Origin of the sequence: uncultured Imperialibacter sp. (assembly GCF_963974565.1) — a bacterium.
Taxonomy (GTDB): Bacteria; Bacteroidota; Bacteroidia; order Cytophagales; family Cyclobacteriaceae; genus Imperialibacter; species Imperialibacter roseus.
In genome coordinates this window covers 33,222-46,231 of the sequence record NZ_CAXBCJ010000024.1, presented here as the reverse complement: position 1 = coordinate 46,231, position 13,010 = coordinate 33,222, and the positions used below count along the sequence as shown (strand labels likewise).

The 13,010-nt window shown below is 46.0% G+C and carries 7 protein-coding genes; 3 read left to right on the top strand and 4 right to left on the bottom strand.

Annotated elements, in window-relative coordinates:
- Complete coding sequence (locus AAC052_RS24330; RefSeq protein ID WP_339815826.1) at positions 1-681, top strand: head GIN domain-containing protein; 681 nt, start codon at positions 1-3, stop codon at positions 679-681.
- Positions 682-697: 16 nt separating this feature from the next.
- Here the strand turns inward: AAC052_RS24330 and meaB are convergent, their stop codons facing one another.
- Positions 698-1,696: a methylmalonyl Co-A mutase-associated GTPase MeaB gene (gene meaB / locus AAC052_RS24325; RefSeq protein ID WP_339815825.1), complete on the bottom strand. Its 999-nt coding sequence runs from the start codon at positions 1,694-1,696 to the stop codon at positions 698-700.
- 186 nt (positions 1,697-1,882) lie between these two features.
- Here meaB and AAC052_RS24320 point away from each other — a divergent pair, with 186 nt between their 5' ends.
- Both AAC052_RS24320 and AAC052_RS24315 read left to right on the top strand, forming a co-directional pair.
- Complete coding sequence (locus tag AAC052_RS24320; RefSeq protein ID WP_151999676.1) at positions 1,883-3,133, top strand: CHASE2 domain-containing protein; 1,251 nt, start codon at positions 1,883-1,885, stop codon at positions 3,131-3,133.
- Between the two features lie 19 nt (positions 3,134-3,152).
- Positions 3,153-4,088 carry a hypothetical protein gene (locus AAC052_RS24315; protein ID WP_317489688.1) on the top strand — a complete coding sequence of 312 codons (936 nt, stop codon included), beginning with the start codon at positions 3,153-3,155 and terminating at the stop codon, positions 4,086-4,088.
- Between the two features lie 602 nt (positions 4,089-4,690).
- Here AAC052_RS24315 and AAC052_RS24310 read toward each other — a convergent pair.
- Genes AAC052_RS24310 through AAC052_RS24300 form a run of 3 tightly spaced genes read right to left on the bottom strand, consistent with a single transcriptional unit; the run spans position 4,691 to position 12,852 of the window.
- Positions 4,691-8,914: a CHAT domain-containing tetratricopeptide repeat protein gene (locus AAC052_RS24310; RefSeq protein WP_339815824.1), complete on the bottom strand. Its 4,224-nt coding sequence runs from the start codon at positions 8,912-8,914 to the stop codon at positions 4,691-4,693.
- Positions 8,915-8,941: 27 nt separating this feature from the next.
- Positions 8,942-11,074: a methylmalonyl-CoA mutase gene (gene scpA, locus AAC052_RS24305; protein ID WP_339815823.1), complete on the bottom strand. Its 2,133-nt coding sequence runs from the start codon at positions 11,072-11,074 to the stop codon at positions 8,942-8,944.
- Positions 11,071-12,852, bottom strand: coding sequence for a methylmalonyl-CoA mutase family protein (locus AAC052_RS24300; RefSeq protein ID WP_339815822.1), 1,782 nt, complete (start codon positions 12,850-12,852; stop codon positions 11,071-11,073). The genes scpA and AAC052_RS24300 overlap by 4 nt, the downstream gene beginning before the upstream one ends.
- Between the last annotated feature and the right edge of the window lie 158 nt (positions 12,853-13,010).

Here is a 13,010-nt window from a genome sequence, read left to right as displayed (position 1 = left end):
ATGAGAAAGATAGGAGTACTTATACTTGGATTACTAATTGCCAGCCAGGTTTGGGCTGGAGAAGAAACAAGAGAGTTGTCTTCGTTCAGCAGCCTCGATATCGGTGGCGCTTTTAAAGTGACATTGAAGAAAACCGGCAGGCACAGGGTATTCATTGATGCAGATGACAATGTGATAGACAGAATTCGAACCGAGGTTGTTGGCAGCACTTTGAAAGTCTATATCAAAGACAATAATTTCAGGTCGAGCGGGCCCATGAATCTGACTATTGAGTTTTCTAACATCAACGGCATGGATTTAAGCGGGGCTTCCACAGTTGTATGCGACGATGTCATCACAGCTTCGACGTTCGATCTGGATGTAAGTGGAGCCGGTTCTACAAAGCTGATCATTGAGACAGACAGGCTAAGGGCTGACATGACAGGTGCAGGCACACTTACGCTGAGAGGAAAGGCCAGGGAACAAGTCATTGATATAACCGGTGCGGGAAGCTACAATGCCGAGGAGTTTGAATGTGACTACACCGAGGTCGAGTCTTCAGGGGCTGGGACGGCCAGGGTAGTGGCCAACAAAGAGCTTAGGGCAGAATGTAGCGGCGCAGGTTCAGTTCGTTACAAAGGCAATCCGCAGAAGGTTTATGCTGACTCAAACGGCGCAGGCTCAGTCAAAAGAATGAATTAATAGGGGAGGGGTGTTTTCACCCCTTCTTTTTTTTGTAGAGGTCAAACAGCTGGTGGGCTGCAGTTACGGGGTTTAGCTCTCTATTTTCCACTTTTGCAGCGAGGTCTTTGACTTCCTCTTTTACCAGACGATTGAATTCCTGTTTCAAAAGCCCATCAAGCTTCTGATGCATCCATTGCAGGTTTTGCTGGGATCGCTGATGTGCTAAATAGCCATTGGCAGTCATCTTTTCGTTGAACGACTCAATCAAAATCCATAACTCACCTATTCCCTCGCCGAGAAGAGCGGAGCATGTTGTCACCTGAGTAACCCAGCCGGAAGGAGGCAGCGAGAAGTAGTGAACCACTTGTTTAAGCTCCTGGAGGGTCTTCTTAACTACCGGAATATTGTCACCGTCTGCCTTGTTGATCACAATGGCGTCGGCCATCTCCATAATGCCCTTTTTTATACCCTGCAGGTCATCGCCTGCTCCTGCTATGGTCAGCAGCAGAAAGAAGTCACACATGTCTCTTACCAGGGTCTCCGATTGACCTACTCCCACAGTCTCTATCAAAATGACGTCGAACCCGGCCGCTTCGCACAGTAACATGGCCTCACGTGACTGATCTGCAACGCCCCCGAGGGTAGAACCCGTAGGAGTGGGTCTTATATAGGCATTTGGGTTGACGGCGAGCTTATTCATCCTGGTTTTGTCGCCCAAAATACTGCCCTTGGTTTGCTTGCTCGACGGGTCAACCGCCAATACTGCCACCTTTTTACCTAGTCTGGTAAGGTGTACGCCAAAGGCTTCTATGAAGGTGCTCTTCCCAACGCCTGGTATACCCGAAACACCAATTCTCGTCGCCTTGCCTGTTTTGCTTAACAATCTGTCAATCAGTTGCTCAGCAAGCGCTCTGTCAGACGGTAGTTTACTTTCCACCAGGGTAATACCCCTGGCCAGAGCCACCCTGTCGCCCCTGATTATTCCGCTAATCAACTCCTCTAATGTTGGTCTTTTTGGTATATTCGTTGACATCCAAGAAAAAGTCATACTGGCTTAAACCGACTACAATATACATTCGTCCCTCAAATAATAAGCTTCGTCGAAAGAACCGAAAAAAAAATTGTTCTATTTTAAGTTTAATTTGTCTTTTACTTATGTTTGTATCGTCGGTTCGTGAATATTTAGTTACTTACCAGTTGGCAAAGCAACTAATCTACTATGAAAGCAAACAGAAGAGAATTTTGGCTGGACTCGATTTTTGGAACAGCCTTCATATTCTTACTGATGTGGACGTTTTATTCCGTTACCGCATTTAAGGTCTTTGACTTATTTGATCCGATTGGAGACGCTCTTGGAGATGTAGAGCTCACTGATGTGGTATTCTCCCAGCTAAGGGAGCCGGCAGTTCCTGACGACAGGATTGTGCTGGTGAACCTGGGCAGGGTAAACAGGGCAGATATTGGGTATATGATTGATATTGTCAATCAATATGAACCAAAGGTAATTGGCCTCGATACCTATTTCAGAACGCCCAAAGATTCTGCTGTCGATGCCATTATGGAGGATGCTTTTTCGAGGGTTGATAACCTGGTAATTGGTAGCATTCTTCAGAACTTTAATGAAGAGAAGCTGGAATTTGATTCTCTGGGGAAATCTCTTCCAAGATTCACTCAGCATGCTGAGACGGGTTTTGTTAATTTTATAACAGATGCCCAAACTCAGGAAGAGTTGAAAATGACCCGGGAGTTCACTCCCAAGGAGATGGTGGCAGGGCAACAAGAACTGGCATTTGCTGTAAAGCTGGCTCAGTATTTGGAACCTGAAAAGGTAGACAGGTTGTTGAAAAGAGGCAACGAGCGGGAAACGATTAATTACCGAGGCAATGTGATGGACTTCGGTGCGTCGGTGTATGGTACGATGTTTTTCGCACTGGACGTTAATCAAGTTTTTGATCAGAACTTCGATCCATCTCTGATCAAGGATAAAATTGTGATCTTCTGCTTTTTAGGTGAGTATCTTGGTGATAGACTGACAATAGAAGACAAGTACTATTCGCCGATTAACTCGCAGTTTGCAGGAAGATCCTATCCGGATATGTTTGGGGGAGTTGTGCATGCCAACATTGTGGCCATGATTCTCAATGAGGATTACATTGATGCCATGGATGATGCAACCGGCGCTATAATTGGTGTGCTGTTGTGTTTGATCAATGTAGCGGCTTTTTCTTACATATACAGAGTGTATTCCAAGTGGTACGATGGTGCCACTAAATTGATACAGCTGGTGGAAGTTTTGGGCATCAGCTTTATGAATGTTTATGTATTGGACAAGTTCAATTATAAACCGGAGTTAACCATTGGCATGGTAGCAATAGCACTTGCCGGCGATTCTCTGGAGGTATATTACAGCGTGGTGAAGAATTCAGTCACCGGGCTTTTTAAAAGTAGAAAAAGAAAAATTAAATTGTAAAACATTAAAAATTAGACCTATGAAAATGAGAACAATTCTTTTGACGTTCTTGGTGTTGCTGACTTTTTTGAGCAGCAATGTATTGGCTCAGGGTTATGAGTTTCGTGTATTGGCTAATAAAGGTGAAAACCAAGTAAAAAAGGCTGGTGCAAGTCAGGCAGAGACCTTGAAAACTGGCGCAACGCTTGCGAAAGGTGATCAAATCATCGCTGCAAATGGCGCTTATATCGGACTGGTGCACAGCAGCGGTAAAACGACTGAGATAAGAACTCCAGGCACGGTAAAGATTGACGATTTGTCTGCAAAAATTGCAGCAACGACCTCTACTACTGCCAGCCGTTATACTAGCTACATCGCTGCTAAAATGAATGAAAGCGATGGTGGTGGAAATTACCGGTCAAACATGAAGGCAACTGGTGCTGTTGAAAGAGCTACTAATACGTCTGCTATCAATGTGATGCTTCCAAACTCTGTTGACTTTTATGGTGACAATGCTATTGTTCGTTGGAAGGCAATCGGTGAGGGCGACGCAACTTACATAGTAACTGTAAAGAACATTTTTGATGAGGAGGTGGCTAAAATCGAAACTGATCAGACAGCTTATGAGCTTGACTTCACTAACCCGAAGCTGGCTCAGGAGAGACTAGTGATTCTTAATGTTAAGGTTAAAGGTGACGAGGATTTGAAGTCATCTGACTATGGCATCAAGCGTCTTTCAAACACTGAGTCTGCTAAGGTGAATGAAAACATCAAAGGACTTAAGAGTGAAGTAAACGAAGAAACACCGCTGAATAAGATCATTTATGCCTCTTTCTTCGAAGAAAACAATCTTGTGCTTGATGCACTGACCAAGTACGAAGAGGCTATCGAAATGTCTCCTGAAGTACAGGACTTCCAGGACATGTACCAGAGCTTCCTTGTAAAGAACGGTCTTGCTGCTGCGACAGCTAACTAAGACAAGGCAAAAAATAAATAAAAAAAGGGGCGGAAGCCCCTTTTTTTATGGCCATATATGCTGACAAAAGAAAAGCGGTTGGGTTCAGGTGAGAGAGGTGAAGGCTAGAACGGAGATTCTTAGGGCAGCGGTTACGGGATCAAGCGGAAAACCTGGGGTATAAAACTCGAAAGGAACGTTATTCGATTCAGCAAATAGGCGGCAATAAAAAAGCAAAACTGGTTCAATGCGTCTCGCCCGGCGGGGCGTCTCCAGTCGGACAGGCTTGAATCTTTTGCATTTTTATGCAAGCATAAAATACCCATGCCAAAAGTTAATCCCCCAGAAATACAGATTGATCCCGGTTACGTCATGAGATCAGGCCTTGAAATTCTGAACTGATTCCAACTGATTGACCCAATAGCAAAGCAGCGCCATCTTTGCGACGGCTGCTTCCGGCTAGCAGAACGCCTTCAAGAAATCTCCCGGCATCCGTTCATCTGACCGCTGCTGGCTTCACTCTAATGCTATAGCTTTGCTAAGCTCCTGACAGGCAACAGGTTAACAATAAAAAAGAGACTGCCTTTCGACAGTCTCCTTCAAGTCAGGTGCGTGTACTAGAATTAATCTAACCCTATCATTACAAAAGGTCCCCAGTAAATCGGGTCACGGTACTCATTCCTTATCTCTTTTTTAGCATCAATGAAAGCCCTGCGTTTATCTCCGGTGGTGATCCACTTCTGGTAAAACTTAACCATCAGCTGCTGTGTGGCCTCATCAGATACTTTGAACAAGCTCATGATGATTGTTTTGGCTCCGGCAACCAGGAAGGCTCTCTGCAGTCCATACACTCCTTCTCCAGCTTCCATTTCACCAAGCCCTGTTTCGCAGGCACTCAGTACTACCAAATCCGTTTGATCCAGATTGAGGTTCATGGCCTCATAGGCAGTTAGGATGCCGCTTTGGCTGTTGTAGTTGTAGGCGCTTTCGTTCAATATGTCGCCAGCTCCGGCCATCAGCAGCCCAGATCGAAGCAACGGGTTGTCGTAAGCTTTCGACTCGTTGAGTCCGGCAAATATATTGTTTTCTTCAATCGCCGGCTGGAAGAACCCGTGTGTGGCAATGTGGAATACTTTTGGGCTTTTCATTGATTTCACCTGGTCTTCACCCGCCTTGAGTTCGAGGTAGTCCTGCGTTTTCCAGCCATTATCGTTAAGCAGTTTTTTGAGTTCAACCACTTCTTCATGGGTGCCGGGAAGTCGCTGTACTTCACTCATGCCAATGCTTTTTGCTAAGTTCTCGTTTCCGGCAGTTGCGCCCTCTGACTTTACATAATAAATCGGGTCTCCAAACATCAATGCCAGGTTTTCAGCGGGTGCTTGCGCTTTCTTTTTCTTATTCCTGTTTACAAGATCCCTCGTATTACTCACAAGGATGATGTTTGAATTGTCGAGGACATACTTACCATCACCAGTCGGTATCGCCTCCAAATTGATTTGGTTATAAACACCGTCGGCGGAGAGGTAGATTGTAGATGTTTGCCCTACAGCTTCAACGATAGGTTTCCAGAACTGATCATACGAATACTCATCTTCGATTTTAAACTTAATACTGTTTCGATACAGTTTCATGTACCTGCCTTCGAGGGCAGCGCCATTCCTTAGTAGCACCAGTTTCGGCTTGCTGCGCTTTTCATTGTCGACATAGATGACAGCGTACATGACGGAGTCAGTAAAATCATGGTCGAAATAACGGAATCTCACAATTTCGACCCCCTTTTCATTCTCGCCTAAGACAGCTTTTACATCTTGCCAGGTAATAACCTTGTTGTCAACGCCTTCATCGAATACTTCTGACTTTAAGCTGAGCTGTTTCTCCAATGCTTCCATCTCTTGTACCAGTTGAGCCGGGTTCACATTGTTTTCCAGTAGCTGATCGTTTGACATAGACAGGGCATTGGTCAGCTGGGCTTTTTTGGCTATCCAGCTGCTGTACATATTTATCAACGTGCTGTCGCCGCTGGAAAGGATACGGGTTCTGATTTTTATTGATGTATTCAGCAGGAGTGCTTTTGTAAGCAGGGCGTTGTTATAAATATCGCCGATCAGGTCTTCTTTCTTGTCTATCCTGGTCAGTGCCAGTGTGTTGTAGAACTCATAGTCGGACTTAATGGTGTTCCAAAACTTGGCCTTTTCTCTTTCGCTCAATGCAGGGAAGTAGGTCTTTATGAACTCCTGATAGTTGCCCAGTGTCTCCTCAATCGTGTTCTGAGCCTTTCTGATATCTCCATTCATGTAGTAAGTTTTTGCCAGCTTCGACAAAACTTTCACATATTCGGGGTGAGAGGTGGAGAAAAATTTGGCGTACGTCTTTAGGGCATCCTGGTAAAAATTGTCTGCCCTGTCGTATTGCCTTTTCTGGTACTGGATGTCACCTTTCAGCGTGTTGACCACAGCAGCATTAACGTTATTCCGCTTTCCTATTCGGTCTTTCCAGATTGTCCATGCCTCCTCAAGATACTGCAGGGAAATGTCATATTCGCCAGCGTAAATACTCACAGTGGCCAAATCTTTCAATACTTCAGCATAGAGCGGGTTTTTACTTCCCAGCTTGGTTCCAACGATTTTTTCTGCCTCAACTAGCAAGTCTTGTTGCTGCTTGAAACTGGCGCCGTCGTAAAATTTAATCATTCCCAACTGTGCCAGCGACCGGCCAACATCTACATGTCCCCTTCCGAACTGCTTTTCCTGGTTAGCGATGGCTTGGGAGATAAATTGCTCCGCTTTTTCGTAGTCTCCAATTGTTGTGTAGAGCCGGGATAAGGTTATCAGGCTGCTGGCCAGCTTGGAGGAAGAGGCCGGAAACACAGCCGTTGCTATATTAAGAGATCTTCTTGCGAACGACTCCGCATCGGTATACTCACCGGCAGCCAACTTCAATTGTGCCTTCAAAACCAATGGGCGCAAAAGGTGCCTGCTTGTGGCGCCAAACTGTTTTTCTGTATTCTTCAGGTATTTATCTACCAAATCGGTTGCGTCACTATATCTACCCAAATGATAGTACAGTTCAGCAAGGTCTTCCGTGTTTTGCCCGGCAGAGCCCAATCGGTTCAATCCACTCTTAATTTTGATTCGTTCTGACTCGAAAAGGAGGCCTTCTGCCTCGTCGTAGAGGCCTTGAATAACCATTAATCTCGCTTTGGTAGTCAATAGGTTGGTATAGTGAAGTGTTTCCTCAAGGGAGGAAGGTTTGGCGAGGATATTGGTTGCTTCCTGAATGTTTTTTTCTGCTTTCTCATATTCTCCAATGTTCATTTGGAGGGAGGCAATCTTGTCTAACTCGACACCATAATTCACATCCTTGTTATCGTATTTCACACGAGACACATTCAGTGCTTTGTCAAGTGTTTTTGATGCGTTGCTGAAATCGTCATTTTCCTCGTAAAACTGCGCCAGGTGGTTGAGGATATTCACGTACTCAACATGGCCTTGGGAGAATTCCTTTTCGATCACTCCATGGAAGCTCTCATCATATATTTTCTTTGCTTCGGCAAACTTGTCGGAGTATTCAACGAGGTAGTTGGCTTGCATTACCCTGGAAAGGTGGTACTCAGGTGCATCGGCACCGAGCATGTCTTTTTCGATTTTTAGGATATCGAGAAGGTACTTTTCCGCATTTTCCGCATTATTATTCAGTTGGGCAGCACGGTAGGCAAATTCAAGTATCCTTCGTCTCTCAGGGTGAATTTCCGGGTAAAGGTTACCGTACGCCTTAGAGGCAGCATCTTTTTCCTGGCCGAATACCTTCGTGCTTGGTGCGTTAATGTCCATCGGTAGGGTTTCAAGCCGAGCTCTGTTCAAGCTCTCTTTGTCAAAGCTTTTGTTAAGGATAGCCCTGAACTGGTTGGTGTTATTGCTGGTTTTTGAATAGTTGTCTATTCTCCAATAAGAGCGAATAAGGCTTTCCATCATGTCCAGCCTGGCAATGTGCGATGCTGAATGAATCCGCATTGTATTTTTAAGGGCGTCCTCATACAGGGCGGGCAGGGCAGAGGGATCGATTCCATTTTCCTCCAGCAGCTTTGCATTGAGGTAAAGCGTTTGACTGTAAATAAGCGGGTTTTTGCCAAGCTCTTTTCCAATCCATTGCTGGGTGAAAATAAAGGCAGAGTCTGATCTGATATAGTCTCCCATGAGTCGGAATGCATCAGCCTTGTGCATTAACAATTCACCATAGGCACCTTTTAGGCTGGCAATAAGCTCTTTGCCAGCAGCTGACTGGTAAGCAGTTTGCGTACTTGCAAGGTTGCCGTTGATATATTTGACTACATCGGCATAAAACCCCTTTCCCTTCAGTATTCTAGTTTGGAGCAAGGCCAGCTTTATTTTCATTTCGTCATTGGAAGCACCACTTGCCTCCAATACAGCCCTCGCTTTAGTAAGAAGATCCTGGGCGTTGACGAAGTGCCCATAGTCTGCCCAAACATGGGCAGCTTCATAGAGAAGAAGACCATGATCCACCGACGTTTCACCATTTACCTTGGCGCTCATGGCCACACCCCGGCTTATTTTGTCCGCCATGTCTTTGTGCAGCCCGGCAGCCCAGTCTATTTGAGCCTCAAGCACCAGGGCACTTGCCAGGTACTTGTTCTCTGCTCCCAATTTTTTGGTAGTTTTCTTGACAATTTTACCGGCCGACTTTTTGGCCTTGGGGTAGTCGCCAACGGCGTAAGAGTCATTGGCTTTCTTAAATAGTTTGGGCCAGTTCTGGGCAAAAACGTCACCATTTGGCCCGGCCAAAATCAAAAAGACAATAAGGGAAAGTAAATGCTTGAATGAATTTTTCATGCTTCAAAAAGTTGATGATGTGTAAAGTCAAATGCTCATTAATTTTCTGAGAATTGAGATGGCCGCTTTGGGGACCACTGTCCCGGGGCCAAATATGTCGATAACGCCTTCACGATATAAAAAATCAAAATCTTTCTCCGGGATTACACCCCCGGCTACTACTTTGATATCGCTCCTTCCGATTGCCTTTAGTTGGTGAATCAACTTCGGAACGAGCGTTTTGTGTCCACCTGCCAGGGTCGAAACGCCAATGACATGGACGTCGTTTTCTGCCGCCTGCATGGCTACTTCCTCGGGTGTTTGGAACAGTGGGCCAATATCTACATCGAACCCTAGATCAGCAAAGCTTGTGGCAATCACCTTGGCACCCCGGTCATGGCCATCTTGTCCCATTTTTGCCACCAGAATCCGAGGTCTTCTGCCATCCAGTTCTTCAAACTGATCAGTTAGCTTCCTTGCCGTGATTATATCATCGCTGGAACCCGATTCGCTGGCATAAACGCCAGCTATCGATTTGATGACCGCCTTATGTCTGCCAAAAGCTTCTTCCATAGCAAAGGAGATTTCACCGAGTGTAGCTCTCAACCGGGCAGCGTTTACTGCTTTTTCCAAAAGATTGCCTTTGCCAGTCTGAGCACATTTGGTCAAATCTTCTAAACCTGCAACAACCCCGGACTCATTTCTGCTCGATTTGAGCCTGGCAAGTCTTTGGATTTGCTTCGCTCTTACCGCCGCATTGTCAACCTCAAGTAGCTCTATATCAGTTTTTTCTTTCGTAATATACCTATTAATTCCTACAATTATATCTTGCTGCGAGTCAATCCTTGCTTGTTTTTTTGCAGAAGCTTCTTCTATTCTCATTTTAGGCAGACCACTTTCGATAGCTTTGGTCATGCCGCCAAGTGCCTCCACCTCTTCTATCAGCGCCCAGCTTTTTTCTATTAACTCGTTGGTTAAGTATTCTACATAGTGAGAGCCTCCCCACGGATCAACTACTTTGGTGACGTTGGTTTCTTCCTGCAAATACAGCTGGGTGTTTCTCGCTATTCGGGCTGAGAAGTCTGTCGGCAGAGCAATAGCTTCGTCGAGGGCGTTGGTATGCAGCGACTGTGTGCCACCAAACACCGCTGCCATGGCCTCAATGGTTGTCCGGGCGACGTTATTGAACGGATCTTGTTCGGTAAGGCTCCACCCGGACGTTTGGCAGTGCGTTCGCAGCGAAAGCGATTTGCTGTTCTCAGGACTGAATTGACTTACAAGCTGTGCCCACAGCACCCTGGCTGCTCTTAGTTTGGCGATTTCCATGAAGTGGTTCATGCCTATGCCCCAAAAAAAAGAGAGCCGTGGGGCGAACTCATCAATTTTGAGACCGGCGGCCAGCCCCGTTCTTATGTATTCCAGCCCATCGGCCAGGGTGTATGCCAGCTCCAGATCAGCAGGAGCGCCCGCCTCGTGCATATGGTAGCCACTGATCGAAATGCTGTTGAAACGAGGCATGCGTCTGGCAGTGTATTCAAAAATGTCTCCGACAATTCGCATGGACGGCACAGGAGGATAGATGTAGGTATTTCTCACCATAAACTCCTTGAGGATGTCATTCTGAATGGTGCCACTTAGTAGGTTGGGGCTCACTCCCTGTTCTTCTGCCGCTACTATATAAAAAGCCATAATTGGGAGAACAGCTCCGTTCATCGTCATCGACACTGAAATCTTATCCAGGGGAATTTGGTCGAAGAGGATCTTCATGTCTTCTACAGAGTCAATGGCTACGCCAGCTTTACCCACATCGCCCTCTACCCGGGGGTGATCGGAGTCGTAGCCTCGGTGGGTGGCCAGGTCAAAAGCTACTGAAAGCCCTTTTTGTCCCATGGTAAGGTTCTTCCTGTAAAAGGCATTGGAGTCTTCCGCCGTTGAGAAACCGGCATATTGCCTGATCGTCCAGGGTCTGCTGGTGTACATCGTGCTGTACGGGCCTCTCAGGAAAGGAGGGAGCCCGGCCGCAAAAGCACCCTGGGTGATTTTTTCCTGATGCTCTTTATTGAACATGGAAGGCACATCAATACCTTCTGCACTTTTCCATGTGGCTACCCCTGCAGAGGGCTGTTTCTCTGGACCTGCCTTCGGGCTAAATGGAATTTTTGTGAAATCAGGTGTAGTCATATGCCAAATAGCTTTTGGTAAGAGGAGAGCATTTTAACAAAATCAGATTTAAGATGGATGAAGCTGTCTATGCCTGCTTTGGTCAGTTGCTCTTCATTACTGCCAGGGTTCCCCGCCAGCACCAGGTGTGCCTTTGGGCACTGTACTTTCAAGGCTTGAAACACGGCCGGGCCTGATTCAATATAATCTTGATCGGAGCTGCACACGATGATGAGTTGGGTGTCGGCAGAAAAAGGCGCCGCATGCTGTGGTGACCATGGTACCCATTCGGCCACGTTGATGCCGGCGGCGGGCAATACTCCTTTTACAAAATTATACCTCGCCAGTGACGCCTGCTTGTCACCGAAGAAGATGGCCATAGCAGCAGGTCTGGACTGCCCGGACTGCTTTGCCAGGTAGTCCTCCATTTTAATCCGGAGGTGTTCAAATGATGAGAGCAACGAGCCCTCGTTGTTGTAGCTTTTGAGGGTGGGAAACGACTCAAAAAGGCTGAGGTCGCAGAAGTTATTTACGCCTACAACGTTCAGCTTTCGACTGGAAATAAGAGCTCTCTCTTTCTCTTCAAAGTTATTTGCTTCGTCCTGCCAGTAGCTGCCAGAAAGTGAGCTCGAAAACCCACCTGAAGACTCCACTTTTTGCATTTTTCTCCAGCCTTCACTGGCCAAGTCGGCGCTAAGTTTTTCCAGGAAGTAAGACCCGGCCATGGGGTCGCAGTTTTTGTCAAAATAGCTTTCGTCCCGGAGAAGGTTCGAGATGTTCCTTGAAATTCTCTGAGAAAACTGACCCGGCGAGAAGGGGTTTCTGCTATCGAAGCCCGGCATTGAAAGGTAGCTGGCTCCTCCATTTACGCCAGCCATTGCAGCAGATGTCATACGAATAAGGTTGACATAGGGATCAACAACTGAGTGTGTATTGACATTGGCCTGGCTATATATTTTGATATCGGCGGGAGACACTTTGCCACCCTCGAAATGATTGGCAGCCTGAGAGAGAACAACTTTGATGGCTTTGATTTTGGCCATCTCATGAAAGAAGTCTCTGCCGATGCTTACACAAACGATCATTCTGTCTACAATGGTGTTAATAGAGACACCTGCGTCGGTCAGCTTTTTGCACCTTTCAACGAATGCCGACAGCATGTAAGCGATTTGACCAGTCGGTGAAAGTGAGCTGGCTAGTTTCGATGTGGCGTCAAAACAATGGGGACGAAACATTGTCCCTTGAGGAAAAAGAGCCTCAATTCGCAGCGCTTTGTCTGAATCAGACGTGGGGTCATAAAACAAAAAGCCAGGAAGGATGTCTTTTTTCAGGAAGGAACCCGAAAAAAGACGCTGGAAAAATGCCTCCTCAGCCACACCCCACTGAGTCACCTGAAAGGCGTTCTGACAATACTCGAAGCCTATATCTTTAAATAAAGTAACATGGGCCTGCTGATCAACTTCTTTTAGTTTCCACAAAATGCCATCAGCTCCCTGACCCAAAGATTCCAGAGCTATTTCGTTAGCATCCTTATTATCAGTAATTTGAGTGTCTACAGTTACGGAATCGAGGTAGTACCAAAGCCTTCCGATCTGTTGGTGAGGCAGTAACTCGGCATTGGCGTCTGCGGCAAGGGAGAAGGGAGCGTCAGCTTCTTCATAATAAGGCTGAATAATAACATCGGGATCGTAGTGCCATTGCAAAGAATCTAGTTGCTTTGTCTTCAATTCTTTCAACGCATTTTCTCTCCAAAGAGAATGATTGGATGGAGGGAAATTGGACATGTCCCATTTACTCATAAGCTATTCTTATTTTTGAGTCAAGTGTTAACAAAGATAAAGTATTTTGGGTGGGACGAACATTAAATTTATATAGACAGACGGGCCCTTTGAATTACCAAAAAAGAGATTTAAGTTTGTTTCATAACATTTAGGTAATAATTGTATTTTTTAAAGAA

What these genes read in the sequence shown, in the direction of transcription:
- AAC052_RS24330 (WP_339815826.1), top strand. Translation starts at nt 1, where the DNA reads ATGAGAAAGATAGGAGTACTTATACTTGGATTACTAATTGCCAGCCAG.
- meaB (WP_339815825.1), bottom strand. Translation starts at nt 1,696, where the DNA reads ATGTCAACGAATATACCAAAAAGACCAACATTAGAGGAGTTGATTAGC.
- AAC052_RS24320 (WP_151999676.1), top strand. Translation starts at nt 1,883, where the DNA reads ATGAAAGCAAACAGAAGAGAATTTTGGCTGGACTCGATTTTTGGAACA.
- AAC052_RS24315 (WP_317489688.1), top strand. Translation starts at nt 3,153, where the DNA reads ATGAAAATGAGAACAATTCTTTTGACGTTCTTGGTGTTGCTGACTTTT.
- AAC052_RS24310 (WP_339815824.1), bottom strand. Translation starts at nt 8,914, where the DNA reads ATGAAAAATTCATTCAAGCATTTACTTTCCCTTATTGTCTTTTTGATT.
- scpA (WP_339815823.1), bottom strand. Translation starts at nt 11,074, where the DNA reads ATGACTACACCTGATTTCACAAAAATTCCATTTAGCCCGAAGGCAGGT.
- AAC052_RS24300 (WP_339815822.1), bottom strand. Translation starts at nt 12,852, where the DNA reads ATGAGTAAATGGGACATGTCCAATTTCCCTCCATCCAATCATTCTCTT.